The following is a 24,429-nucleotide window of genomic DNA, read 5'->3' as shown; positions in this document are numbered from 1 at the left end:
ATGCCACCTCCGTCGCTTCTTCGGCGTTGAGGAATGGACGTACGTCTGCCCCATTCGGCTCCATCAAAAAGCAGATGGCAGTCACGAGTCGGGCATTTAGGTGGATACCGGCCGTGATTCGAAGGTGATTCTCAGAAAGGCCGTTGTGCCGATTCGGAAAAGGTGACTGATGTTCACCTTACTGACGAGTCATACCATCGGTAACCTCCGGCGCACCGCCCTCCCGGAGGAGCATCCATGCGACGACGCACCGGAAGACCCGACCGCGCCACCCCCACCGCCGTCACCGTCACCGCCGCCGCGGTGTTCGCGCTGGGCGCGGCTCTGCTGACCCCGCTGCCGCAAGCCGCCGCGGACCCGGCACGCGCATCCGCCGCTACTGCCCACGCGGCCGGCGCGGCCGCCTCGTCGGCCGGTGCGGCCCGTGCGGCCGACGCCGCCGATGTCACCGATCACTGCCAGAGCCAGTGCGCCGACATCCTGCCGCCCGGCGAGAACGGCAACGCCACTCTCGCCGACATCCTCGGCAACCGCCTGTTCGGCACGTTCCCCGCCCACGCCTCCGATCAACTCGGGCGGTACGACGCCCTGGTGGCGGGGTACGGCGGGCTCACCAACGCGAAGCTCACCGACTTCTTCAACGACTCCTCCTTCGGTGTCGCCGCGGACCAGGTCGAATCCGTCACCTCCCCGCGCGACGACGTCACGATCACCCGCGACAAGAAGACCGGCGTCCCGCACATCAAGGGCACCACGCGTTACGGCACCGAGTTCGGCGCCGGCTACGCCGCGGGCCAGGACCGGCTCTGGATGATGGACCTCTTCCGGCACATCGGCCGTGGCGAACTGACCTCCTTCGCGGGAGGCGCGCTCGCCAACCAGGGCCTGGAGCAGCAGTTCTGGCCCTCGGCCCCGTACACCGAGGCCGAGTACGAGGCCCAGATCGAACGGATCAGGGCCACCCAGGGCGAGCGTGGCGAGCTGGCCATGGCCGATGCCCAGGCGTACATCGACGGCATCAACGCCTACCGCCAGAAGGCGAAGGACGGACGCTACTTCCCCGGCGAGTACGTCCTCACCGGCAAGATCGACTCGATCACCAACGTCGGTGAGATACAGCCCTTCAAACTCACCGACCTGATATCCATCGCCTCCGTCGTCGGCGGACAGTTCGGCGGCGGAGGCGGCGGCGAGGTGCAGGCCGCCCTCTCGCTCCTGGCCGCGCAGCAGAAGTACGGCGTCGTCAAGGGCACCGAGGTCTGGGAGTCCTTCCGCCAGCGCGACGACGCGGAGGCCGTGCTCACCGTCACCGACGGCACCAGCTTCCCGTACGCGCAGAAGCCCGCGAACCCGCGCGGGACGGCCCTGCCCGACACGGGCTCGGTCGCGGCCGAGCCGCTCGTGTACGACAGGACCGGCTCGGCCGGCACCAACGCCAAGGCCCGGATCACCGTCCCGGCCAAACTCAAGCCCGCCCAGGGGATCTTCGACAACGGGGTGATCCCGGCGGGGTCGCTCTCCGCCAGGCGCGGCATGTCGAACGCCCTGCTGGTCTCGGGCCGGCACACCGCGAGCGGAAACCCGGTCGCCGTCTTCGGACCCCAAACCGGCTACTTCGCGCCACAACTGATGATGCTTCAGGAACTTCAGGGCCCCGGCATCAGCGCGCGCGGCGTCGCGTTCGCCGGAGTCGGGATGTACGTCCAGATGGGCCGGGGCCAGGACTACGCCTGGAGCGCCACCTCCGCGCAGCAGGACATCACCGACACCTACGCCGTCGACCTGTGCGAACCCGACGGCTCCACCCCGACCAAGGCGTCCACGCACTACCTCTACCGCTCCGTCTGCACCCCGATGGAGAAGCTGGAACGCAAGAACTCCTGGAAGCCCACCACCGCGGACTCCACCGCCGTGGGCTCGTACCGGCTCCAGGTCTGGCGTACCGAATACGGCATGGTCACCCACCGCGCGACCATCGGCGGCAAGCCCGTCGCGTACACCTCGCTGCGCAGCACCTACCGTCACGAAGCCGACTCGATCATCGGCTTCCAGATGCTCAACGACCCGTCGTACGTGACGGACGCCGCGTCCTTCCAGCGAGCCGCGTCCAGCATCGGCTACGCCTTCAACTGGTTCTACGCGGACTCCCGCACCGCCGCCTACTACAACAGCGGCCTGAACCCGGTACGGGCGGCGAGCGTCGACCCGGCGCTGCCCGTCAAGGCCGAACGGGCCTACGAATGGCAGGGCTTCGACCCGGCGGCCAACACCGCCTCGTACACGCCCTTCGCCCAGCACCCGCAGTCCGTCGGGCAGGACTACTACATCTCCTGGAACAACCGGCAGGCCAAGGACTACGACGCGGCCGGCTTCGGCTTCGGCGCGGTGCACCGCGCCGATCTGCTGGACGACCGGGTCCAGAAACTGGTCGCGGCCGGCGGTGTCACCCGCGCCACCCTCACCAAGGCGATGGCCGACGCGGCCATGACCGACCTGCGCGGCGAGCAGGTGCTGCCGGAGCTTCTGAAGGTGGTGCGCTCGGCGGCGGTCACCGACCCGCAACTGAACACCGCCGTAGAGCAGTTGGAGACCTGGCGGGCGGCCGGGGCGCAGCGCAAGGAGACCGCGCAGGGCTCGCACACGTACGGCAACGCCACCGCCGTACGGATCATGGACGCCTGGTGGTCGAGGCTGGTCGAAGCGGAATTCAAACCGGGCCTGGGCGACGGTCTCTACACGGCCCTCACCGCCTCGCTCCAGATCGACGAATCCCCGGCGTCGAGCCATGGCCCGACGGGCGCGCACAGCGGTTCCGCGTTCCAGTACGGCTGGTGGGGATATGTCGACAAGGACCTCAGGCAGGTCCTCGGCGAGCCGGTGAAGGACCCGACGGCGACGACGTACTGCGGCGGCGGCGTGCTGAGCGCCTGCCGGGACACGCTCCTCACCACACTCAAGGCGGCGGTGGCTGCGCCCGCGAGCGAGGTGTATCCGGCCGACGACACCTGCTCGGCGGGGGACCAGTGGTGCACGGACTCGATCGTCCAGCGGGCGCTGGGCGGTATCAACCACCCCAAGATCAGCTGGCAGAACAGGCCGACGTACCAGCAGGTGGTGGAGTTCCCGAGCCACCGGTGACGCGTTGAGGCATCGATCCGGGGGCAGGACCGCGAGGGACGCGGTCCTGCCCCCCCCCGGTCGAGCCCGTCGTGCAGGCCCGAGGTCATGAACACACTCAGGCGGAAAACCTGATCAATCGATGATCGCGGTGGCTTCGACCTCGACCAGGATGCCGGGCGCTGCCAGGGCGGGGACGCCCACCCCGGTGAGCGGCGGGGCCGGGGTGACCCCCAGCTTCGCGGCTGCCCGAGCGACTCCCTCCATGAACAGGGGCATTTTGCCGGGGGTCCAGTCGACGAGGTAGACGGTCAGTTTCGCCACGTTGTCGAAGGAGGCGCCGACCTCGGCCAGGGCCGTGCCGACATTGAGGTAACACTGCTCGACCTGGGCGGCGAGGTCACCTTCGCCGACCGTGACCCCATCGGCGTCCCAGGCGACCTGCCCGGCGACGAAGACCAGCTTCGACCCGGTGGCGACCGACACCTGCCGGTAGAGGTCGACCTTCGCCAGTCCTTCGGGGTTCGCCAGGGTGATGGCCATGCTGACTCCTCTGTCATGAGAGCCCGTGGGCTCGCTTCCACCGGACCAGGGCGCTCGTGGTCTCTTGTGGTTACTGAGAAACCGTAGGAGAGTCTGCTCTGACATGGAAGAACGCACTTTTCGGTGACTGGGGAACCTCGTGGTGACTAAGCGGCTCGACGGCGCACCCGACCGCGACGGCGCACCCGACCGCGACGGCGCACCCGACCTCGACGGCGCATCCGACGAAGCGGACCTGACGCGCGCGGACTCTCTGGCACGGGAGATCTTCTCGGACGTCGCCAACAAGTGGGCGTTCCTGATCATCGAATCCCTCGGTGAGGGCACCCTGCGCTTCAGCGAATTGCGCGACAAGGTGGAGGGCATCAGCCACAAGATGCTCACTCAGAACCTGCGCATGCTGGAGCGCAACGGTCTGGTCGAGCGGGACGTACACCCCACCGTGCCGCCACGGGTCGAATACACCCTCACCGAGGCGGGCCAGGCCCTGCGGGCGACCGTCGACGGAATGTGTGCCTGGACCCACCGCTACTTCGGTCACATCGAGGCCTCCCGCCGCCACTTCGACGCCTGACGACCGGGCGCCCGCCGTCCCGCCCACGAGCGGGACGGCGCGACGGTACGCCGCCGCGGTCGCGGGCGACCGCGCGCCTCTTCCTGCGCCGGGCGCGCTTTATGGGTGGGAAACAACACCGCGCGCTTACCGAATGGGATGAACTCGGCCAGGTACGTGTTGGCATGCCTATGCCAATGGACATCCTCCCGACGGCGGTTCTCGCCGTTGGGAGGAAATGGCAATGACGAGTCACACGACCGAAGCCGAACTGGAGGGCCTCCTCCACCGAGCCCTGCACGCCGCGGGAACAGGCGCGCGCTGGAGCGCCGACACGGACGAGACGTGGTGCCTTGTCGCGCCTCGGTCCGGTGCGCGGCGCGAACAGGGCTGGAAGCTCCACCTGTCGGCAACCGCCGCCTCCGCGCCGACCGTCCTCGCCAAGGCCCTGGACGTACTGGTGCGGGAGGAGTCGGCGTTCAAGTTCGCGAGGTCGCTCGATCAGGTGAGCGCGCTCAACTCCCGTGCCACGCCCAGGGGAAGCTCAGGCAAGTTCATCACCGTCTACCCCCGGTCCGACGCCGACGCGGCCCGGCTCGCCCAGCTGCTGCACCGGGCCACGGCGGGGCTGGCCGGCCCCAGGATCCTGTCCGACCAGCCCTACACCGCGGACAGCCTGGTGCACTACCGCTACGGCTCCTTCGTCGGCCGGCGCCGGCTGTCGGACGAGGGCCTGCTGGTGTGGTTCATCGAGGATCCCGACGGCAACCCCGTGGAGGACAAGCGCACCGGCCAGTATTCTCCGCCGCCTTGGGCGGTCTGCCCGTTCCCCGCCGCGGGGCCCGTCCCGCCGCGCACCGCGGACGAGGCGAGCGGCCCCGTACTGCTCGGCGGCCGGTTCGCGGTACGGGAGGCGATCCGGCATACGAACAAAGGCGGCGTCTACCGGGGTACCGACGTCCGCACGGGCGCCTCCGTGGTGATCAAGGAGGCCCGGCCGCACGTGGACACCGACGCCTCCGGCCGCGACGTCCGCGACTGGCTGCGCGCCGAGGCCCGGACGCTGGAGAAGCTCAAGGGCCTGGGTCTGGCTCCGGAGTTGCTGGCGCTGTTCGAACACAGCGGGCATCTCTTCCTGGCTGAGGACCAGGTACCCGGGGTCCCCCTGCGTACCTGGGTCGCCGAACACTTCCGCGACGTCGGTGGCGAGCGCTACCGCGCCGACGCGCTGGCCCTGGTCGCACGCCTGGTGGACCTGGTCGCGGCAGCCCACGCCCACGGCTGCGTCCTGCGGGACTTCACACCCGGCAACGTCATGGTCCGCCCGGACGGCGAACCGCGCCTGATCGACCTGGAACTCGCTGTCCTGAAGGACGACCCCGCCCTGCCGACCCGCCTGGGCACCCCATGCTTCAGCGCTCCCGAACGCCTGGCCGACGCGCCCGTCTCTCCGACGGCGGACTACTACAGCCTGGGCGCCACCGCCTGCTTCGTCCTGGCCGGAAAGGTGCCGAACCTGCTGCCCGAGGAACCTGCCACCAGGGCCGCGGAACAACGGTTCGCCACCTGGCTGGCCGCCTGCGCCGGGCCGCTGTCTCTGCCGGACGGCGTGGCGGAAATGATCCTCGGGCTGATGAAGGACGATCCCGCCGAGCGCTGGGACCCGTCCAGGGCCCGCGAGGCTCTACGGAAGCCGGCCCCGGCGCAAGCGGTGTGCGACGCCGCCCACACGGCCCCGGCGCAAGCGGTGTGCGACGCCGCCGCCCGCACGCCGGGGGACGACGCCCGCGCCCGCACGCCGGGGGACGACGCCCCTCACGATCCGGTGGCCGCCGTCGTCGACCACCTCATCGACTCGATGACCCCGGCGGACGACCGACGGCTGTGGCCCGTGTCCACCACGGCCGGGGAGACCGACCCCTGCACCGTGCAGCAGGGTGCGGCCGGTGTGCTGGCCGTGCTGACGCGGTACCGCGAACTCACCGGCGACCCCCGCCTGTCCGAGCTGATCTCCACCGCGGGCCACTGGATCGCACGCCGCACCGACACCCGCCTCCCACGTCCCGGCCTGCACTTCGGCGGCCGCGGGACCGCCTGGGCCCTGTACGACGCCGGACGCGCCATCGGCGACCGACGGCTCACCGACCACGCGCTGGCCCTGGCCCTGGCACCGCAACAGCCCACGCCCAGCCACGACATCACCCACGGCACTGCGGGCAGCGGACTCGCCGCCCTCCATCTGTGGCACCGTACCGGCGACCCGCGCTTCGCCGAACTGGCCGTGGACGCCGCCGACCGGCTGACCGCCGCCGCACAGCGCGAGCCGACCGGAGTGAGCTGGGCGGTTCCCGCGGAAGCCGTCTCCGAGGAGGCCGGCAAACGCTACCTCGGCTTCGCCCACGGAACGGCCGGCATCGGCTGCTTCCTCCTCGCCGCCGCGGCCGTCTCGCAACGCCCCGAGCACATGGAACTGGCCACAGCAGCCGGCGAGCACCTGCTGGCCAACGTCGTACTCACCGGCGCGGCGGCCCACTGGCCCGCCCACGCCACGGACGTGCCCACGGCCCCGTACTGGTGCCACGGAGCCGCGGGCGTCGGCACCTTCCTCGTCCGGCTGTGGCAGGTCACCGGCGACGACAGGTTCGGCGACCTCGCCCGCCGCGGTGCGCACGCCGTCGCGGAACGCGCCTCCCGCGCCGCCCTCACCCAATGCCACGGACTGGCGGGCAACGGTGACTTCCTCCTCGACATGGCCGACGCGACAGGCGACCCCGCATACCGCGCCATGGCCGAGGACCTGGCCCGCCTCATCCTCGCCGAAGGGGCCCACCGACATGGCCACGTCGTCTTCCCCAACGAGTACGGAGACGTCTCGACCAGCTGGAGCGACGGATCCGCCGGAATCCTCGCCTTCCTCCTGCGGCTCCGCCACACCGACCCCCGGCACTGGATGGTCCAGCTGCCGGTCTGAGCGGCAGGAAGCCCTGCCGCCAACTCACAGAAAAGGAGAAGTCCATGGAAAACCAGGACCTCGAACTGCTGGCCCGGCTCCACGCCCTTCCTGAGACCGACCCTGTCGGCATCGACGGAGCGGCGTTCGCCGAGACGTGCCAGTGCATCGGTCTGCTGACCCTGCTGAACACCATCTGCATCGGTATCAGCTGCATCTAGGGCGGCGGCCCCCGGCCGACGGCTGCTCCGGACAGCCGTCGGCCGGATCCCAGGCGACCAGGCGACAACCCGCCAAGCGAGGAGTCCACGCTGTGAGTTGGCAGCTACACGCAGATGACGGCCATCGCACCCGGGCGGCCCTCATCACCGGCCCGCCCGTCACACACCACCCCTCAGAGCCCGTGTACGCCATCCGCGCTCGCGGTCTGGTCAAGAGCTACCCGGGCCCGGAGGGCAGTACCACCCACGCCGTACGCGACGTGGACCTGGACGTGGCACAAGGCGAGACCTTCGCCTTTCTCGGCCCCAACGGCGCCGGGAAGTCCACCACCATCGCCATGCTGTGCGCCCTGGTCCGCCCCACCGCCGGGCACGCGACAGTGGCCGGCGCCGACGTGCTCGCCCAACCCCACGAGGTACGGCGACAGATCGGCATGCTCTTCCAACGCAGCGCTCTGGACCCGGACCTGACGGCTGATCAGAATCTCTACATCCACGCACGGCTCTACGGGCTGCGCCGCCGCCACGCCCGCGAGCGCGCGACCGAGGTACTCGACATGGTCGGTCTGACCGACCGGCGGCGCTTCCCGGTCCGCACCCTGTCGGGCGGCATGCGGCGCCGCCTGGAGATCGCCCGCGGCATGCTGCACACCCCCCGGGTGCTGTTCCTGGACGAGCCGACCACCGGACTCGACCCCCACGCCCGCGCCCAGGTCTGGGAGCACCTGCGCGCACTGCGCGACCGGCACGGCAGCACGCTTTTCGTCACCACCCACTATCTGGAGGAGGCGGAGAACTGCGACCGCATCGCCATCATCGACCGCGGCCGCCTGGTGGCACAGGGCACGCCCCTCGCTCTCAAGGCCGCGATCGGAGATGACCGGGTGGCGCTACGCACCAGCGACGACGCGACAGCACAACACGTCGTGCGCCGGATCGCTCCGTCGAACCGCGCCATCGCCGTGGACACCAACGGGTTCCGCCTGCGGGTGCCCGACGGCAGCGCCTGGATTCCCCGCCTGTGCGCGGCACTGGAAGACCACGGCATCGCCGTGCACGCGGCTTCCGCGACCCCACCCACACTCGACGATGTCTTCTTCCACCACACCGGCCGCAGCATCCACGCCACAGAACCCGGCCGGACACCGGCCGGCCCCACCCCGTGCGACACCACGGCGGAAGCCGGAGGCGGCCGATGACCACCCTCACCCTCCGGGCCCCGGCCGCCTCCGGCAGCGAACGGCCGGCCCGCCTGCGGCACGAACTACGCGCGGTCCACGCCCTGGTCCACCGCGATCTGCTGCGCCTGGCCGGCCAACGCACCCATACCGCACTGATGTTGCTCCACCCCGTGCTCTACCTCCTCGTCCTGGGCGGCGGACTGGCCGCCCTCATCCCCAGCAGCTCACTGGGCGTCGGCTACCAGGCCTACCTCTTCCCCGGGATGCTGATGATGACGGTGCAGATGCCGGCCATCACCGTCGGCATGCGCCTGATCGCCGACCGGCAGAGCGGCTACCTACGAGAACTCCTGATGGCCCCGGTCAGCCGCTCAACCCTGCTCCTGGGAAGCTGCGTCGGCGGCACTCTGGCCGCCACGGCACAAGGCTCCGTGCTGCTCGGCCTGGCCGGTGCCGTGGGCCTGCCCTACGACCCACCGCTCCTGGCGCTGCTTCTCGCCGGCATCATCCTGGCCTCCTTCACCCTCACCGCCCTGGCCCTGGCCCTGGCCGTAGGCCTCCGCAGCGCCGAGACGTTCCACATGCTGCTCGGCCTGGTGATGATGCCGCTGCTGTTCCTTTCCGGTGCCTTCTTCCCGCTGAAGACCATGCCGGGCTGGGCCCGCACTCTGGCCGATGCCAATCCGCTCGCCTACGGAGTGGACCTGCTGCGCCGCTGCATCGCCCTACGGGTACCGGACCAGGCAGCCGCCGGCGGCATCGAATGGGCCGGCTGGCAGCCTCCCCTGATCCTCGAAGCCGCCCTCCTCCTGACGGGTGGCACATTGGCCCTCCTATGGGCCGCCCGCCGCTTCGGACGCCCGGAATGACAAGCCGGCAGCCGTGGTCCCTACGGCTGCGCGCGCTCGGCGGTGTGCGGGTGGTTCCGCAGTGCGAACCATGCCGGAGAGCGGACCTGCTCGAAGGTCTGGAGCCCGCCGATGTCCTCCAGGCCGAACCGGGCCGCCCACGGGGCTCCACTCGAAATCACGTGGAATCAGCTCGACTTGGGCCCACCCGCGCACCCGGTACGGTCAGTGACGCGATGACCTCTGTGCGTGTCCCAAATGCCTTACGCTGGCGATGAGGTGATCCGATGTCGTCACTGCAAGAGAACGTCCGTAATCATCGGCGTCGAGCCGGAATGAGCCAGGAGCAGCTCGCCGAGGCGGCGAGCCTCTCGGTGGCCACTGTCCGTAAGGTGGAGCAAGGTGGAAGCGCCCGGGTGGAAACCCTCCACATGCTCGCAAGAGCACTCGGGACCACAACGTCGAGTTTGTTTGCCACCGAGGCACCCGATCCTGTTCGCGCGAGCGAGGGCGACGGAGTCAAGCTGACGGAACTCAGGCGCGCTCTCATGCCGCCCGTTGGACTCTCCGAAACCCTTGTGGAACCGGAGCGGGTGAGCGACCTCTCCGACATTCTGCGCGACATCGACGAGTCGCACAGTCTTTATCACGCCGACCGCTACGACTCCGTAGCGAAGAGGCTTCCGGGCATCCTGCGTGCAGCCGAGGCCGCCGTCGCCTTCAGCGAGGAGGGGGAGGCGCGGCAGCGGGCCGTCATGGTACGGGCAGCCGCCTTCCTCTTGGCCGGGAAATACCTGATCCAGGTTCGGCGCAACGACATGGCCTATCACGCTCTCTCGCAGGGCATCAGGGCCGCCAGGGAAACGGGGCAGACGCTTGCCGTGGCCACCGGGGTGGTCGGTATGAGCTGGCTGCTGTTGCGGCAGAACAGGTTCGACGAGGCTGAGCGCTTGGCCTCGGCCACTGCCTCCGAGGTCGAACCACGTATGTCAGGGGCCACTCCCGGTCAGCTCGCTGTCTGGGGCGAGCTCTGCCAGCGCGCTGCCTCTGCCGCCATGCGCAACAACCGCCCCGATGTCGGCAGGGAGGCCCGGAGGATGGTTGCGACGGCCGCGAGCGCGCTGGGTGGGGAGCACACCAACTTCCGTGAGCACTGGACCACATTCGGGCCCGTAACGGCCGAGATGAAGGCGATCGAGGATCTCTCCCTCATCGGGGACGCGCGTGGTGTGCTGCGTAGGGCCGATGAGGGGCCTGTGGGCCGCAAGGCGCTGAAGAAGTTCGGCCGGCCGAGCGCGAACAACTGGGACCGGCACCGTCTCGATGTAGCACGGGCTCATGCGATGCTCGGATCGCACCAGGACGCTGTGGGGGAGCTCATTGCCATCCACCGCACTTCACCGGAGTGGCTGAGGCATCAGACGATGGCGGGCCACATCATGAACGACATCCTGGCGCGCCGGAAGCGGACGTTGACCCAGGACATGCGCGAGATGGCCACACATCTGGGCGTGTCCGGCTGACTACTATGCGTTGTGGCACTTCCTGGCAGCACCTCAGTGAAGTGCCACAACGCATGTCTGGGGCGAATCGTCGTGCCTGCATAGCGTTTTCGCATGGCGAGCAATCAGCAGATCAAGCCTGTGAGAGGCACCGTCGCCCGCGACACCCGCACCCTGCGCACCGGCGTTGTGATGGGAAGTATCGGCGGCAGAGTCCAGTTACGCCCCCTCGGCGGTGGACGCGAATGGGAAACGTATCCGGATCGCTGCGAACTGCTGGAGGGGACGGGGCTCGCGCTCGTTGCCAACGCGATGGTCGACACCGGAGACGGTTGGATGCCGCAGCACCCTCCCGCCTGGTGGCCCACGGCGTTCGACGCCTCCCCTTCACGGGAGACGCTTCAGGCGATCGTGTGCGGGTTACGGCGGATCGCATGACCGGAGATGTCGGCAAGCCCCAGCCCCAGCCCCGGGCCCCGGCTCTGTGGGGACCCGAACTGGAGCCGACGCCGGTTGAGGGATGCGACGTCTGCGCCGCACTGGTCAGGCAGCGCGAGCAGGCGCGGCGTTCGATCGGCGCGCTGAGCGTACGGGAGTGCAACAGGGAGCTGAGGGCTCACCCGCACCGGCGGGCGGGGGACTGGAAATGAGTTGCTCGCGATGTGCGGCGTTGGAGGCGGAGATGCAAGCGGCCCGATCGGCAGGCGACTTGACCAGGGTCACCGACTGCGTCGTCCTGCTCCGTCGGCACCCTCAGCATGACAACGTCCCTGTGGCGGTGGTGCATCTTGGCTTGGCTGGACCAGATGATCAAGGGAAGGCCACTTCAGCCGTTCGGGGAATGACCAGGTGAGCGAACCAGTTCGCCGCCCGAGGCCTGCGAGGCCAAGAACAAGCTCGCGGCGAATGGAACCTCTTCAGTCGATGATCGCGGTGGCTTCGACCTGCCGGCGGCGTGCCCTCTTCACCAGCGCGCCGCCAGTAGCGGGAACAGAACCCCTTGCTGGAAGGCATTTCGATGGACACCCTCACGATCCGCCGCACAAGCGTCACTCTCCCTTCCTTGAACGAGCCCGGGCGGTATCTGTCCAACGTCATCTCGCTCGAAGGTGGACGCGGCCGGGTCGCCGAGTTCCACTACGCGGACGCTGATCTGCGCGAACTCGACCTGGCCGACACGCATCTGATGGACGGACGCGTCACCGGGCTCAAGGCCCAGCGCGTCCGGCTGGACGAACTCCGCGTCGACTCCGTGGAGTTCTCCGGCTGCGATCTGTCTTCCCTGCACTGGGCAAAGAGCAAGATCTCCCGCGTCGTCTTCCGTGACTGCAAGCTGATGGGTGCCACGCTGGAGGACCTCACCTTCGACAACGTCCTCTTCGAGAATTGCAAGCTCGACTACAGCACGCTCACTCGCATCCGCGCCGCCGGGCCCGTGATCTTCTCCAAGTACTCTCTGCGAGAAATCACGTTCGCTGCGGCCGAGCTGGGCACCGCCCTGGTCGACGACTGCGATCTACGGCTGACTCGGTTCGATGGCGGCAAGTTCCGCGGCCTGGATCTGCGTGGCAACGACCTCTCCCAGCTCCGTGGCATCGCTTCACTCAGACAGGTGGTCATCGACCGAGCGCAGATCCCGCAGTTGGCAGAGGCGCTCGCGGACGAGCTGGACGTCACCTATGGCGAGGATCTCGCCGAAAAGTAGTCGCAGTCCCGGGCTTCGACCCGGGCGGACATGAGCGGCCACGGCGGCGATTTTGCTCGGATCCGCGGAGTCCCGACCGGCTCTGTCACGGCTGGCTACTCTGCCGGTATGAAGATCATGCTGCTTGGTCTGGTGGCCGGGGTGGGATTCGGGGCGGCTACCTCACTCGCCAACGCGCTTTCGTCGCCGTACGGAGGGCTGGGTGCCCCGCTCGTGGGCACCGTCTGGGGCGGCGGCGCCAAAGTGCTCAGCCTGTTGATGGATGCCGGCTGGTCATGGGCCGCGCTGGCGGTGGCGGTGGGCTGGCTGGCGGGGACAGGTATCCGAGGCGCGCTGGCCGGGGCCTTGACGTTGACCGGGGCCACGGTGGCGTACTACGTGACGGATGCCTTCGTCTGGGATGCCGGCGGGGGCATGGCCGTGTGGTTGGTGGTGGGTCTGCCGTTCGGGTTGGTCCTGGGGGCGGTGGGTGCGGCCATCAGGCGGCCCGGGCTGATCGGTTTGCTTGCCGCGTTGACGGTGCCGGTGGGCGCAGCGGTGCAGATGGTCGTGATGCCGCCCCGGCCTCATCTCACCTTGACCCCGGCCATTGTTCTCGCCGAGGTCATCGTCTGGACGGCCGCTGTGCTCGGTGCCTGCTGGGGTGTCTACCGTTTCCGGGCCGAGAGGCGTGCGGTCGCGGTCGGACAGTGAATCGTCACGCGTCGAACTCCGAGAGGTCGATGGCGTGTACGTGCAGCGGGAAACCGTGCACCGGGTGGGTGGTGACGCGTTCGGGGACCATGCCCAGCTTCCGCATCACGTTCTCCGACGCTTCGTTGCCCGGCCGGCTGATGCTGATGACGCGCTCGATGCCACGGTCCTGGAGCGCGAACTCCAGAGCGGCGTGGGCCGCTTCCGACGCGTAGCCCTGGCCCCAGAACGGCTGGCCGAGCCGCCAGCCGATCTCCACGGCCGGCAGTACTTCCGGCAGGTACTCGGGTACGGACAGGCCCGCGAAGCCGGCCAGTTCTCCCGAGGCGAGGAGTTCGACGGCGAAGAGGCCGAAGCCTTCCTCGTCCCAGTCCTCCTCCCACCGTTCGATGGCCTCCGCGGTCTGGTCCGGGGTCAGGACCGAGCCGTCGTCGATCCATCGCATGACCTCGGGGTCCGCGTTGATTTCTCCCATGGGGACGAGGTCGTCCTCGTGCCAGCGGCGGAGGACGAGGCGGGGAGTGTGGATCTCGGTCATGGCCCCATCCTGGGGTGTGGCCCTGCTCCCGGCCAAATGAGGCCCCTCGGGCGATGCCACCGACATCCTCGAAGCTCATCTCCACCTCGGAGGACCGCTCGGGCATATCCCAGTCGAACCGCTCCGGGCATCGACCGTGATGACGAGGCGCCATGGACCACAGGATGAGTAAAGGGGGAGCAAACAGTCCCCCGGGGGAAGGATGCAGGGCTCGTCCGTCACCCGGAAGAATCGTTCCTGTCGTGATGGGACACCGAGGGGGAGAAGCTATGCGCATGCGAACAGCCCGGCTCGTCGGAGCGGCGGTGGGGGCCACACTGCTGATGACCACCGTCGTGCCGGCCGCCACCGCCGCCGCTCCGGGGGCGCCCGGCGCGGAAGCCGCTCCGTCGAGAACCGAACCTCTGGACCGGGCCGCTCTGCGCGCCGGACTCGACGCCATCGACGAGGCGGGGATGTACGGCGTCTACTCATCCGTCCGCGCGGGCTCCCAGCGCTGGACCGGCGCCGCCGGGGAGGCCGACGTGGACACGGGGCGCCCGATGGAGCCTGGCATGCGCCACCGGGTCGGCAGCGTCAGCAAGACCTTTACCTCCGTCGCCCTTCTCCAGCAGGTGGAAAAGGGCCGGATCGACCTCGACGCGCCGGTCGCCGACTACCTCCCGGACCTCATCCCGGGCGAGCGCGGCCGGACCATCACCGTACGAATGCTCCTCAACCACACCAGTGGTATCGGCGACTACATACTCGGTGCCTTCCCCTCCCTGGCCCAGAACTCCACCACCAGCCTGGACGAGGAGCGCTTCCGCTCCATCCCTCCGGAGGAACTGGTACGAATCGGCCTCAAGGCCCCGGTCACCGAGCAAGGGAAGTTCAGCTACTCCAACACCAACTACGTGATCGCCGGGCTGATCCTGGAGGAGGTCACCGGCCGGGACGCCGCGACCTACATCACCCGCAACGTCATCGACCGGGCCGGGCTGCGCCACACCACGTACCCGCGCACCCCCTTCATCGCCGGCCCGCACCCCCGGATGTACGAGTCCTTCTACGGTCTGGGCGGCCCGCCCCGCGACTACAGCGTCTACAACATGTCCTGGGCGAGCACGGCCGGTTCGCTCGTCTCCACCACCGACGATCTGAACCGTTTCTACCGCGTCCTGCTGGGCGGGAAGCTCATCGGCTCGTCCGCCCTCACCGAGATGCTCCGCACCGTACCGGCGGGCGGGGTCGGATACGGCCTCGGTATCTACTCGCTCGACCTGTCCTGCGGGCGCTTCTGGGGCCATGACGGAGCGGTGTTCGGCGCCGCGACGATGGCGATGTCCAGCCGCGACGGCAAGCGCCAGCTCGCCTATGGCTGGAATCTGACGAAGTATCAGAAGATCAATGAGGAAGGGCAGTTGGAACCGAGCCCGATCGACGCGGCCATCAACGGCCACATGGCCGAGGCGCTCTGCCCCGGCGCCGGCGCGGACGCCCGGAAGGCGCTGCCCGGCGATCTGCCCGGCGTCGACATCGCACCGGGCGCCCGGGCTGCCACCGTGGCCCGCTGAGACCTGATACGACCGCGGAAGCGCCGGAGACCCTCTCCGGCGCTTCCGGCGGTCCCGCGCTCGTTACCCCAGTTCCCGCTCACGGGTCTCCGGCAGCGCCAGCACGCACAGCAGCGACACCAAGGCCATCGCGCTGACGTACCAGCCCACCGACGACGAGCCGAAGCCCGCCTGGAGGCGCGTCGCGATCAGTGGGGAGACCGCGCCGCCCAGGACTCCGCCCAGGTTGTACGCGAGGGACGCGCCGGAGTAGCGGACCCGGGCGCCGAACAGTTCCGGGAGATACGCGCCCATCGGGCCGTACACCACGCCCATGCAGAACAGCGCGCCGCCCAGCGCCAGGGCGATCAGTACCGGCTGCCCGGTGTCGAGCAGCGGGAACAGGATCAGGCCCCAGACCGCCGCCAGCCCGCAGCCCACCAGTACCAGGCGGCGCCGGCCGCCCGCGTCGGAGCGGGTGGCGGCCAGCCAGGTGCCCGCCGCGAGGAAGAGGCAGGCGACCAGGGACAGTCCGAGCATGGTGTCGCGGGGTACGCCGAGGGAGGTGGTGGCGTACGACAGGCAGTACGTCGTGGCCGTGTAGAACAGCCCGTACGCGACGATCATCCCGCCCGCGCCGAGCAGCAGTTCGCGCGGATGACGCCTGAGGACGTCGAGCGTCGGGGCCTTGCTGGCCTCCTGTCGCGCCATCACCCGCTCGAAGACCGGCGTCTCGCTGATCTTCAGCCGTACGAACAGGCCGACGGCGACGAGCAGGAACGACAGCAGGAACGGAACGCGCCAGCCCCAGCTCGCGAAGGCCGCGTCGTCGAGGGAGGCGGACAGCAGCCAGAAGATGCCGGTGGCGGCGAAGAATCCGACGGACGGGCCGAGTTGGGGGAACGCGGCGTACAGGCCGCGCCGTCCGGGAGGCGCGTGTTCCACGGCCAGGAGTGCCGCGCCGCCCCACTCGCCGCCGAGGCCGATGCCCTGGAGGAAGCGCAGCAGGACGAGCAGCAGAGGTGCCCAGATGCCCCAACTGTCGTAGCTGGGCAGCAGTCCCACCAGGGCGGTGGACAGGCCCATCAGCAGCAGCGAGGCGACGAGGACCGATTTGCGGCCGACGCGGTCGCCGAAGTGGCCGAAGACGACCGAGCCGATGGGCCGGGCGGCGAAGGCGACCGCGTAGGTGGAGAAGGAGGCGAGGGTGGCATTTATGGGGGAGAGGTTCGGGAAGAACGCCTCGTTCAGTACCAGCGCCGCCGCCGTGCCGTAGATGTAGAAGTCGTAGAACTCGATGGCGGTGCCGATGAAACTGGCCACGGCCACCCGGCGCAGGCTCTCCGGGCTGTCGTCCGCCGGGTTGATGTCCCCTGGTCCCGCCGGGCTGTCGTCGGCGGGACCGGGGCTTTCCTTCGCACGCTTCGTCGCGTCCGTGGGGGGCGTCGTGTCGTCGATCACGACCGGCACTCTGGCGGTCGATGTACGGCGCGGTCAACGGGCGGGACGCGTACTCCCGGATGGTGAGATGTCCGGTCGCGGGCCCGGGTTCCGCGGTGCGGGCGGAAACGTCCACGTCGGAATGTCGACGGCCCGTCACCGTTGGTGCCCGTCACCGGTAATGCAGATACTTCCGGCGTACGGCACGGAAGTCCGCGAGTTCGTCCCGCCAGGCGTCCACCACCTCGTCCGTCGACGCGCCCGCGTCGATCATCGTGCGGACCGCGCTCGAACCTGTCAGCTTGTCGATCCAGTTGTCGGAGCGCCAGGCGAAGCCGCTCCACACCTTCTTGGCGGTGACCAGCAGCACGATTCCGGTGCGTACCGGATCGAACAACTCCCGGTCGTGTACGTGCAGTTGCACCCCGCCGATCGTCTTGCCCTGGAACTTGGAGAAGGTCGGCGCGAAGTACGCCTCGCGGAAGCGCACGCCCGGCAGCCGCTCCGCGTTGGCCGCTTCCGCCCACTTCCGGTCGATGCCGTCCGCGCCCAGCAGCTCGAACGGGCGGGTGGTGCCGCGCCCTTCGGACAGATTCGTCCCCTCGAAGAGGCAGGTGCCGGAGTACGCGAGCGCGGTGTCGGGCGTGGGCATGTTGGGGCTCGGCGGCACCCATGGCAGGCCCGTCGCGTCGAAGAAGTCACCGCGCCGCCAGCCGGACATGGTCACCACGTCCAACCGCACGGGCTTCTTGTCGAGGAACTCACCGTTGAACAGTCGCGCCAGTTCGGCGACGGTCATGCCGTGCGCCTGGGAGATCGGCCGGCGTCCGACGAAGGTGGCGAACTCCGGGTGCAGAACGGGCCCGAGAGCCGCCCGCCCGCTCACCGGATTCGGCCGGTCCAGCACCACGCATCGCTTGCCCGCGAGGGCCGCCGCCTCCATGCAGTCGTACAGCGTCCAGATGTACGTGTAGAAGCGGGCGCCCGCGTCCTGGATGTCGAAGACGACGGTGTCGACGCCGGACGTGGTGAAGATGTCCGCCAGCGGCTGCCCGCTCTTGAGATACGTGTCGTAGACGGGCAGACCGGTGGCCGGATCGTCGTAACGTCCCTCCGAGCCGCCGGCCTGGGCCGTGCCCCTGAAGCCGTGCTCCGGTCCGAAGACGGCGGTCGGATTCACCCGGTCGTCGGCGTGCATGACGTCCACGATGTGGTGTGCGTCCCCGGTGATCCCGGTCGGATTGGTGACCACGCCGACCTTCTGCCCGGCGAGCAGCCGGTAGCCGTCGGCGGCCAGCCGGTCGAAGCCGGTACGCACGCGGCCCCGGCCGGACCCGGACCCGGACCTCGACCCGGACGATCGAGCGGAGGCGGACGTGAGGGAGGGCCCCGGGGCCAGCGCCCCCGCGGCCCCCACCGCGCCACCGGCGGCCAGTAATCCCCGTCTGGACAGGCTCATTCCGTCGCTCCTGTCACTCCCGCTACTTCTGTCACTCCCACCACTTCTGCCGCCCCCGTCGCCTCCACTGCCTCCGCCGCCCCCGCTGTTCCCGCCGTCCCTGCCGCCTCCGTGCATCGGGCACCTCCACACCTCGGGCCGACCGTCATGGCCACGCACGCTAGCGCTCCGAACCGGCGCGCGGAACGAGGCGTGGCCCGGTGGTTCGGTGCCCGCGCACCCAGCTTCCCCACCGCTCTCCCCGCCCCCTTCCCGACCGTTTTCCCCATCCCTTCCCCCGCTCCATACCGACTGGTTAGTCTCCTGATGTCGGCGGCATGGCCGACCAGGAACCAGCAGCCCGGAAAGGCAGGTCCCGATGAGTACGGTGCACGGCAAGGGAGTTGTGGTCACAGGGGCAGGAGGTGGCATCGGTGCCGCGCTCGCCCGCAGGTTCGCGGCCGAGGGTGCCCGCGTGGTGGTGAACGACCTCGACGCGAAGAAGGCCGAGGCCGTCGCCGCCGGGATCGACGCCGTCGCGGTGCCCGGCGACGCCTCCCTGATCGTGGACGAGGCCCGCGACGCTCTTGGCGGCACCGTCGACATCTACTGCGCCAACGCCGGCGTCGGTTCACCCCCGGGCGACGAACTCTCCGACGACGACTGGTCGGCCGCCTGGGACGTCAATGTCATGGCGCACGTCCGGGCCGTCCGGGGGCTGCTGCCCGACTGGCTGGAGCGCGGCAGCGGCCGGTTCGTCTCCACCGTCTCCGCCGCCGGACTGCTCACCATGATCGGCGCGCCCTCGTACAGCGTCACCAAGCACGGCGCGCTGGCGTACGCGGAATGGCTCTCGCTCACCTACCGCCACCGCGGCCTCAAGGTCCACGCCATCTGCCCGCAGGGCGTACGTACGGACATGCTGAACGCCACGGGAAGCGCCGGTGAACTGGTGCTCGCCCCCACCGCCATCGAGCCGGAAGCCGTCGCCGATGCCCTCGTCGCGGCCATGGAAGAGGACCGTTTCCTCGTGCTGCCGCACCCCGAGGTGGCGGGCTTCTACCAGGCGCGGGCCGGTGACCCCGACCAGTGGCTGGACACCATGAACCGGATCCAGCAGAAGTGGGAGAGGATCGACGGATGACAGGTTCGATATACGCGGCCAAGCCCTGGCTCGGCCTGCTCAGTGAGGCGCAGCGGATCCCGCTCGACCCGCCCGCGTCCGTCGTGCACGCCTTCCGCGCGGCCGTCGCCCGCGCCCCCGAACGCACCGCGCTCGCCTACTTCGACGGCCGGATCAGCTACCGCGAGGCCGATGAGCTGTCCGACTCCGTGGCCGGCCATCTCGCCGCCCAGGGTCTGGCCGCGGGCGACCGCGTCGCGCTCATGCTCCAGAACAGCCCGCACTTCGTCCTCGCGCTGCTCGGCGCCTGGAAGGCGGGCGCGATCGTCGTCCCGCTCAACCCGATGTACAAGTCCGCCGAGGTCGCGCACGCGCTCGCGGACGCCGAGGTCACGGCGCTGATCTGCGCGGACCGTGCCTGGGAGGCGTATCTGCGCGAGACGGCCGCCGCCTCGCCCGTACGGTTCGCCCTCACCGCCTGCGAACTCGACTTCCAGACCCGCGACGACCCTCGTGTCCTCGGCTTCGCCCGCCTCCCGCACCCCACGGACGCCGACGATCTGCTGACCGTCGCCCGCAGTGGTCTGCCCGCGCCCGCCGAGCGGGACCCGGCCGCCACCGACGTCGCGCTGATCAGCTACACCTCAGGGACCAGCGGCAAACCCAAGGGCGCGTTGAACGCCCACGCCAACATCATGGTCAACGCCGAGCGCCAGCGCACCGGCCACCCCATCGCGGAGGGCTCCTGCTACTTCGCGCTCGCGCCGCTCTTCCACATCACCGGCATGGTCTGCGAGCTGGCCGCGTGCGTCGCCAACGCGGGCACCCTCGCCCTCGCGTACCGCTTCGAGGCGGGCGTGGTCCTCGACGCCTTCGCCGAGCACCGCCCCGCCTACACCGTCGGCCCCTCCACGGCCTTCATGGCGCTGGCGGCCCAGCCGGACGTCACCCGCGAGCACTTCAGCTCCTTCGAGGTGCTCTCCTCGGGTGGCGCGCCCCTGCCGCCCGCGCTGGTCGAGTCGTTCCGCGCGGCCCTCGGCCCGTACCTCAGCAACGGCTACGGCCTCACCGAGTGCACCGCCCCCTGCGCCTCCGTACCGGCCGACAGGGAAGCCCCGGTCGACCCGGTCTCGGGCACGCTCTCCGTCGGTGTGCCGGGACCCGACAACGTCGTACGGATCATCGACGCCAAGGGCGCGGAGCTGCCCTTCGGCGAGCAGGGCGAGATCGCGGTACGCGGCCCTCAGGTGGTGTCCGGCTACTGGCGGCTGCCAGAGGCGACCGCCGAGGCCTTCCCGGACGGCGAACTGCGCACCGGTGACATCGGGTTCATGGACCCGGACGGCTGGCTCTACGTGGTCGACCGCAAGAAGGACATGATCAACGCCTCGGGCTTCAAGGTCTGGCCGCGCGAGGTCGAGGACGTGCTGTACACACATCCCGAGGTGCGCGAGGCGGCCGTGGTCGGTGTCCCCGACATCTACCGGGGCGAGACCGTGAAGGCGTACGTCAGCCTGCGCCCCGGCGCCACGGCCGGACCCGCCGAGCTGAGCGCGTACTGCCGGGATCGCCTCGCCGCCTACAAATACCCGCGCGAGGTCGAGATCCTGCCCGAGCTGCCCAAAACCACGAGTGGAAAGATCCTGAGGCGGGAACTGCGTCCTCCCAAGTAGGCGTCCCGTAGATCACGCGGACGGCGCGGACAGCGCGGACAGCGTGGACAACGCTGAAGCGTCGGCCCCGCGGACAGCACGGGCAGCACACAGGCAGCACGGACGTACGGAACGGTACGGAGCGAAAGACAGGTGGCGGCACATGGCCAGGACGACGACTGACGGGGGCGGCACGCCCGTCCCCCAGCGGCTGCTGGCCGCCGCCACCCGGCTCTTCGCGGAGCGCGGCTACGACCGCACCTCGGTCCAGGAGATCGTCGAAGCGGCGGGAGTCACCAAGGGTGCGCTCTACCACTACTTCGGCTCCAAGGAGGACCTCCTCCAGGAGGTCTACGCCCGGGTGCTCCGCCTCCAGCAGGAGCGTCTCGACGCCTTCGCCGACGCGGACGAGCCGGTGGAGCAACGGCTGCGGGCCGCCGCCGCCGATGTCGTCGTGACGACGATCGACAACCTTGACGACGCCTCGATCTTCTTCCGCTCGATGCACCATCTGAGCCCGGAGAAGAACAAGCAGGTACGGGCGGAGCGGCGTCGCTACCACGAGCGGTTCCGCGCGCTGGTCGAGGAGGGCCAGCGGAGCGGGGTCTTCTCCACCGCCACGCCGTCCGATCTGGTGGTGGACTACCACTTCGGCTCGGTCCACCACCTCTCCACGTGGTACCGGCCGGGCGGCCCGCTCGCCCCGCAGGAGGTGGCGGACCATCTGGCGGACCTGCTGCTGCGGGCGCTGCGGCCGTAGGCCGTGCCCCCAGGGCCTGCGCGCCGTACAGGCCCTGGGGACGGTTGTGGGGGTAGCCCTTTCGCGGTGGGAGCCGAAGGAGTGCACTCCCGAAGCTATCGAGCAGAACGCCCCATGTTATGGGCTGAAGGGTGATTTTCACCGTAAAGGCTGAACTGGGTGGCGAGTTGACGTCATACGGTGGTGGCGCGCCCGGCGTCTGTGCGCCAGGAGCGCCACCACGCCGCCCCACCTGCCGACCGGTCAGAGGTACTTCTTCAGCTCCCGCCGCGCCAGCGACCGCTGGTGCACCTCGTCGGGACCGTCCGCCAGCCGCAACGTCCGTGCCGCGGCCCACAGTTCGGCCAGCGGGAAGTCCTGGCCGACCCCGCCCGCGCCGTGCAGCTGGACGGCCCGGTCGATGATGTCGACGACCGCGCGCGGGGTGGCGATCTTGATGGACTGGATCTCCGTGTGCGCGCCGCGGTTGCCGACCGTGTCCATCAGCCAGGCCGTCTTCAGCACCAGCAGGCGCAACTGCTCCACCGTCACCCGCGCGTCCGCGATCCAGTTCTGGACGACGCCCTGCTGCGCGATCGGCTTCCCGAACGCTGTACGGGACAGGGCCCGTCGGCACATCAGCTCGATCGCCCGCTCCGCCATGCCGATCAGCCGCATGCAGTGGTGGATACGGCCGGGACCGAGCCGGGCCTGGGCGATCGCGAAGCCGCTGCCCTCCTCGCCGATCAGGTTGGCGGCGGGCACCCGGACATTGTCGAGGACGACCTCGGCGTGGCCGCCGTGCGAGTGGTCCTCGTAGCCGTAGACCTGCATGGCACGGCGGACTTCGAGCCCCGGGGTGTCGCGCGGGACCAGGATCATCGACTGCTGGCGGCGGATGTCCGCGCCGTCCGGATCGGTCTTGCCCATCACGATGAAGATCGCGCAGTCCGGGTTCATCGCCCCGGAGATGTACCACTTGCGGCCGTTGACGACATAGTCACCGCCGTCGCGCCGGATCCGGGTCTCGATGTTCGTCGCGTCCGACGACGCGACCTCGGGCTCGGTCATCGCGAACGCCGACCGGATCTCGCCCGCAAGCAGCGGCTCCAGCCACTGCTTGCGCTGCTCCTCGGAGCCGAACTGGGCGAGCACCTCCATGTTCCCGGTGTCGGGAGCCGCGCAGTTCAACGCGGTGGGGGCCAACTGCGGGGAGCGGCCGGTGATTTCGGCCAGCGGCGCGTACTGGAGATTCGTCAGCCCGGCCCCGTACTCGGCGTCGGGTAGGAAGAGGTTCCACAGGCCCTGCCGGCGCGCCTCGGCCTTGAGATCCTCCACGACGGCGGGCGTGTCCCAAGGACTGGCCAGCCGCGACCGCTGTTCGTGCGCGACCGTCTCGGCCGGCAGGACGTACTCGTCCATGAAAGCGAGCAGCTTGGTGCGCAGCTCTTCGGTGCGGGCGTCGAATGCGAAGTCCATGGAATGTACTCAGCCTTCCTGAAGGGTGGTGAGGCCGTGCCGGATGAAGACGGGGACGAGATCGCCGATCCGGTCGAAACCGGCGCCGACGGTCTGTCCCAGGGTGTGGCGGTAGTGGATGCCCTCCAGGATCACGGCGAGCTTGAACCAGGCGAACGCCGTGTACCAGGAGATGGCCGAGGTGTCCCGGCCCGAGCGCGCCGCGTACCGCTCGACCAGCTCACCGGGCGCGGGATGCCCCGCCGCCCCGGCCGTCGTACTGATCGGAGAGTCCGGCAGCTCCAGGCGCGCGCTGTACATCACCAGCAGTCCCAGGTCGGTGAGCGGGTCGCCGAGCGTGGACATCTCCCAGTCGAGGACCGCCTTGATCCGGTCGTCCTCGCCGAGCAGGACGTTGTCGAGCCGGTAGTCGCCGTGGATCACGGTGGGCGTGCGGGAGACGGGCAGCGCGCGGCCCAGAGCCGTGTGCAGTTCGTCGATACCGGCCAGCTCGCGGTTGCGGGACGCGTCGAGCTGCTTGCCCCAGCGGCGCAACTGCCGGTCCAGGAAGCCCTCGGGGCGGCCGAAGTCGCCGAGACCGACCGCGCCGGGGTCGACGGCGTGCAGGTCGACGAGCGTGTCGACCAGCGCGAGGACGGCGGTGTGGGTGCGCTCGGGGCCGAGCGGGGCGAGCTGTTCGGCCGTACGGTACGGAGTGCCCGCCACGTACTCCATGACGTAGAAGGGCGCGCCGAGTACGGACTTGTCGTCGCAGAGCAGCAGTGGCTCGGGCACCGGCACGGCCGTCGGATGCAGTGCCTCGATCACGCGGTACTCGCGCTTCATGTCGTGGGCGGTGGCCAGGACATGGCCCAGCGGAGGCCTGCGCACCACCCAGCGGCCGGTTCCGTCGGTGACGGTGTACGTCAGGTTCGACCGCCCGCCCTCGATGAGACGCGCGTCGAGCGGTCCGCCCACCAGCCCGGGGCGTGCGCGGTCGAGATGGCCGCGCAGTTGCTCGGGATCGAGTCCTGGCGGGGGGACCTGGTTCATCGTGCGTACCTCCGTGGGAGCGGCGGGCGGGCGGTCGCCGTGGTGCGGGGAGCGAGTGAACCCATGATGCCGACCAGTCGGTATGTAGTCCAGTGCCGGTTGGACACAGGTTCGCCGTCTGTCCGGTGCCCGCGCGGACA

At 69.7% G+C, this 24,429-nt stretch carries 22 protein-coding genes; 15 read left to right on the top strand and 7 right to left on the bottom strand.

What is annotated here, in order from left to right; all coding sequences use genetic code 11:
* Positions 1–237 precede the first annotated feature (237 nt).
* Positions 238–3,138 carry a penicillin acylase family protein gene (locus ACIQD6_RS18135; RefSeq protein WP_401883622.1) on the top strand — a complete coding sequence of 967 codons (2,901 nt, stop codon included), beginning with the start codon at positions 238–240 and terminating at the stop codon, positions 3,136–3,138.
* Between the two features lie 114 nt (positions 3,139–3,252).
* Here ACIQD6_RS18135 and ACIQD6_RS18130 read toward each other — a convergent pair whose 3' ends face one another.
* Positions 3,253–3,660, bottom strand: coding sequence for a RidA family protein (locus ACIQD6_RS18130; protein ID WP_401883620.1), 408 nt, complete (start codon positions 3,658–3,660; stop codon positions 3,253–3,255).
* 235 nt (positions 3,661–3,895) lie between these two features.
* Between ACIQD6_RS18130 and ACIQD6_RS18125 the strand changes: the two genes are divergently transcribed.
* From ACIQD6_RS18125 to ACIQD6_RS18105, 5 genes are all read left to right on the top strand, one after another.
* The gene (locus ACIQD6_RS18125) at positions 3,896–4,234 is read left to right on the top strand and encodes a winged helix-turn-helix transcriptional regulator (protein ID WP_401883811.1); all 339 of its coding nucleotides are present in this window, start codon (positions 3,896–3,898) and stop codon (positions 4,232–4,234) included.
* Positions 4,235–4,457: 223 nt separating this feature from the next.
* A complete protein-coding gene (lanL, locus tag ACIQD6_RS18120; RefSeq protein WP_401883618.1) occupies positions 4,458–7,184 on the top strand; it encodes a class IV lanthionine synthetase LanL in 2,727 nt (908 codons plus the stop codon).
* 44 nt (positions 7,185–7,228) lie between these two features.
* Positions 7,229–7,384 carry a VenA family class IV lanthipeptide gene (locus ACIQD6_RS18115; RefSeq protein WP_401883616.1) on the top strand — a complete coding sequence of 52 codons (156 nt, stop codon included), beginning with the start codon at positions 7,229–7,231 and terminating at the stop codon, positions 7,382–7,384.
* Between the two features lie 143 nt (positions 7,385–7,527).
* Positions 7,528–8,583 carry an ATP-binding cassette domain-containing protein gene (locus tag ACIQD6_RS18110; protein ID WP_401883809.1) on the top strand — a complete coding sequence of 352 codons (1,056 nt, stop codon included), beginning with the start codon at positions 7,528–7,530 and terminating at the stop codon, positions 8,581–8,583.
* Entirely contained in the window at positions 8,580–9,434 is an 855-nt protein-coding gene (locus ACIQD6_RS18105) for an ABC transporter permease (RefSeq protein ID WP_401883614.1), read from the top strand. Before ACIQD6_RS18110 ends, ACIQD6_RS18105 begins: the two co-directional genes overlap by 4 nt.
* A gap of 20 nt (positions 9,435–9,454) precedes the next feature.
* Here the strand turns inward: ACIQD6_RS18105 and ACIQD6_RS18100 are convergent, their stop codons facing one another.
* Positions 9,455–9,595, bottom strand: coding sequence for a hypothetical protein (locus ACIQD6_RS18100; protein ID WP_401883612.1), 141 nt, complete (start codon positions 9,593–9,595; stop codon positions 9,455–9,457).
* 105 nt (positions 9,596–9,700) lie between these two features.
* Here ACIQD6_RS18100 and ACIQD6_RS18095 point away from each other — a divergent pair, with 105 nt between their 5' ends.
* The 5 genes from ACIQD6_RS18095 (at position 9,701) to ACIQD6_RS18075 (ending at position 13,313) form a co-directional block, all read left to right on the top strand.
* Complete coding sequence (locus ACIQD6_RS18095; protein ID WP_401883610.1) at positions 9,701–10,936, top strand: helix-turn-helix domain-containing protein; 1,236 nt, start codon at positions 9,701–9,703, stop codon at positions 10,934–10,936.
* A gap of 93 nt (positions 10,937–11,029) precedes the next feature.
* Positions 11,030–11,353 (top strand): hypothetical protein, encoded by a 324-nt coding sequence (locus tag ACIQD6_RS18090; RefSeq protein WP_401883608.1) that lies wholly within the window; start codon positions 11,030–11,032, stop codon positions 11,351–11,353.
* Complete coding sequence (locus ACIQD6_RS18085) at positions 11,350–11,565, top strand: hypothetical protein (RefSeq protein ID WP_401883606.1); 216 nt, start codon at positions 11,350–11,352, stop codon at positions 11,563–11,565. Before ACIQD6_RS18090 ends, ACIQD6_RS18085 begins: the two co-directional genes overlap by 4 nt.
* Before the next feature lie 413 nt (positions 11,566–11,978).
* Entirely contained in the window at positions 11,979–12,620 is a 642-nt protein-coding gene (locus tag ACIQD6_RS18080; RefSeq protein ID WP_401883604.1) for a pentapeptide repeat-containing protein, read from the top strand.
* Positions 12,621–12,728: 108 nt separating this feature from the next.
* Positions 12,729–13,313 (top strand): hypothetical protein, encoded by a 585-nt coding sequence (locus ACIQD6_RS18075; protein WP_401883602.1) that lies wholly within the window; start codon positions 12,729–12,731, stop codon positions 13,311–13,313.
* 4 nt (positions 13,314–13,317) lie between these two features.
* Here the strand turns inward: ACIQD6_RS18075 and ACIQD6_RS18070 are convergent, their stop codons facing one another.
* The gene (locus tag ACIQD6_RS18070; protein ID WP_401883600.1) at positions 13,318–13,851 is read right to left on the bottom strand and encodes a GNAT family N-acetyltransferase; all 534 of its coding nucleotides are present in this window, start codon (positions 13,849–13,851) and stop codon (positions 13,318–13,320) included.
* Positions 13,852–14,126: 275 nt separating this feature from the next.
* Between ACIQD6_RS18070 and ACIQD6_RS18065 the strand changes: the two genes are divergently transcribed.
* Positions 14,127–15,407: a serine hydrolase domain-containing protein gene (locus ACIQD6_RS18065; RefSeq protein WP_401883807.1), complete on the top strand. Its 1,281-nt coding sequence runs from the start codon at positions 14,127–14,129 to the stop codon at positions 15,405–15,407.
* Between the two features lie 63 nt (positions 15,408–15,470).
* On the opposite strand, the gene ACIQD6_RS18060 is transcribed toward ACIQD6_RS18065, so the two are convergent.
* Together ACIQD6_RS18060 and ACIQD6_RS18055 are read right to left on the bottom strand one after the other, a co-directional pair.
* A complete protein-coding gene (locus ACIQD6_RS18060; RefSeq protein ID WP_401883805.1) occupies positions 15,471–16,754 on the bottom strand; it encodes an MFS transporter in 1,284 nt (427 codons plus the stop codon).
* Between the two features lie 244 nt (positions 16,755–16,998).
* The gene (locus ACIQD6_RS18055; protein ID WP_401883598.1) at positions 16,999–18,285 is read right to left on the bottom strand and encodes an exo-beta-N-acetylmuramidase NamZ domain-containing protein; all 1,287 of its coding nucleotides are present in this window, start codon (positions 18,283–18,285) and stop codon (positions 16,999–17,001) included.
* A 358-nt stretch (positions 18,286–18,643) separates the two neighbouring features.
* Here ACIQD6_RS18055 and ACIQD6_RS18050 point away from each other — a divergent pair, with 358 nt between their 5' ends.
* From ACIQD6_RS18050 to ACIQD6_RS18040, 3 genes are all read left to right on the top strand, one after another.
* The gene (locus ACIQD6_RS18050; protein ID WP_401883596.1) at positions 18,644–19,408 is read left to right on the top strand and encodes an SDR family oxidoreductase; all 765 of its coding nucleotides are present in this window, start codon (positions 18,644–18,646) and stop codon (positions 19,406–19,408) included.
* Positions 19,405–21,060: a class I adenylate-forming enzyme family protein gene (locus tag ACIQD6_RS18045; protein WP_401883594.1), complete on the top strand. Its 1,656-nt coding sequence runs from the start codon at positions 19,405–19,407 to the stop codon at positions 21,058–21,060. Before ACIQD6_RS18050 ends, ACIQD6_RS18045 begins: the two co-directional genes overlap by 4 nt.
* Before the next feature lie 142 nt (positions 21,061–21,202).
* Positions 21,203–21,799, top strand: coding sequence for a TetR/AcrR family transcriptional regulator (locus tag ACIQD6_RS18040; protein WP_401883593.1), 597 nt, complete (start codon positions 21,203–21,205; stop codon positions 21,797–21,799).
* Between the two features lie 243 nt (positions 21,800–22,042).
* On the opposite strand, the gene ACIQD6_RS18035 is transcribed toward ACIQD6_RS18040, so the two are convergent.
* Entirely contained in the window at positions 22,043–23,257 is a 1,215-nt protein-coding gene (locus ACIQD6_RS18035) for an acyl-CoA dehydrogenase family protein (RefSeq protein WP_401883592.1), read from the bottom strand.
* 9 nt (positions 23,258–23,266) lie between these two features.
* Positions 23,267–24,289, bottom strand: a complete 1,023-nt coding sequence (locus ACIQD6_RS18030; protein ID WP_401883590.1) for a phosphotransferase family protein — start codon at positions 24,287–24,289, stop codon at positions 23,267–23,269.
* Between the last annotated feature and the right edge of the window lie 140 nt (positions 24,290–24,429).

The sequence above is a fragment of the Streptomyces sp. NPDC088400 genome, assembly GCF_044753355.1.
GTDB lineage: Bacteria > Actinomycetota > Actinomycetes > Streptomycetales > Streptomycetaceae > Streptomyces.
This window is presented reverse-complemented; position numbering and strand designations above follow the sequence as displayed.

What these genes read in the sequence shown, in the direction of transcription:
- ACIQD6_RS18135 (WP_401883622.1), top strand. Translation starts at nt 238, where the DNA reads ATGCGACGACGCACCGGAAGACCCGACCGCGCCACCCCCACCGCCGTC.
- ACIQD6_RS18130 (WP_401883620.1), bottom strand. Translation starts at nt 3,660, where the DNA reads ATGGCCATCACCCTGGCGAACCCCGAAGGACTGGCGAAGGTCGACCTC.
- lanL (WP_401883618.1), top strand. Translation starts at nt 4,458, where the DNA reads ATGACGAGTCACACGACCGAAGCCGAACTGGAGGGCCTCCTCCACCGA.
- ACIQD6_RS18115 (WP_401883616.1), top strand. Translation starts at nt 7,229, where the DNA reads ATGGAAAACCAGGACCTCGAACTGCTGGCCCGGCTCCACGCCCTTCCT.
- ACIQD6_RS18105 (WP_401883614.1), top strand. Translation starts at nt 8,580, where the DNA reads ATGACCACCCTCACCCTCCGGGCCCCGGCCGCCTCCGGCAGCGAACGG.
- ACIQD6_RS18095 (WP_401883610.1), top strand. Translation starts at nt 9,701, where the DNA reads ATGTCGTCACTGCAAGAGAACGTCCGTAATCATCGGCGTCGAGCCGGA.
- ACIQD6_RS18090 (WP_401883608.1), top strand. Translation starts at nt 11,030, where the DNA reads ATGGCGAGCAATCAGCAGATCAAGCCTGTGAGAGGCACCGTCGCCCGC.
- ACIQD6_RS18085 (WP_401883606.1), top strand. Translation starts at nt 11,350, where the DNA reads ATGACCGGAGATGTCGGCAAGCCCCAGCCCCAGCCCCGGGCCCCGGCT.
- ACIQD6_RS18075 (WP_401883602.1), top strand. Translation starts at nt 12,729, where the DNA reads ATGAAGATCATGCTGCTTGGTCTGGTGGCCGGGGTGGGATTCGGGGCG.
- ACIQD6_RS18070 (WP_401883600.1), bottom strand. Translation starts at nt 13,851, where the DNA reads ATGACCGAGATCCACACTCCCCGCCTCGTCCTCCGCCGCTGGCACGAG.
- ACIQD6_RS18065 (WP_401883807.1), top strand. Translation starts at nt 14,127, where the DNA reads ATGCGAACAGCCCGGCTCGTCGGAGCGGCGGTGGGGGCCACACTGCTG.
- ACIQD6_RS18055 (WP_401883598.1), bottom strand. Translation starts at nt 18,285, where the DNA reads ATGAGCCTGTCCAGACGGGGATTACTGGCCGCCGGTGGCGCGGTGGGG.
- ACIQD6_RS18050 (WP_401883596.1), top strand. Translation starts at nt 18,644, where the DNA reads ATGAGTACGGTGCACGGCAAGGGAGTTGTGGTCACAGGGGCAGGAGGT.
- ACIQD6_RS18045 (WP_401883594.1), top strand. Translation starts at nt 19,405, where the DNA reads ATGACAGGTTCGATATACGCGGCCAAGCCCTGGCTCGGCCTGCTCAGT.
- ACIQD6_RS18040 (WP_401883593.1), top strand. Translation starts at nt 21,203, where the DNA reads ATGGCCAGGACGACGACTGACGGGGGCGGCACGCCCGTCCCCCAGCGG.
- ACIQD6_RS18035 (WP_401883592.1), bottom strand. Translation starts at nt 23,257, where the DNA reads ATGGACTTCGCATTCGACGCCCGCACCGAAGAGCTGCGCACCAAGCTG.
- ACIQD6_RS18030 (WP_401883590.1), bottom strand. Translation starts at nt 24,289, where the DNA reads ATGAACCAGGTCCCCCCGCCAGGACTCGATCCCGAGCAACTGCGCGGC.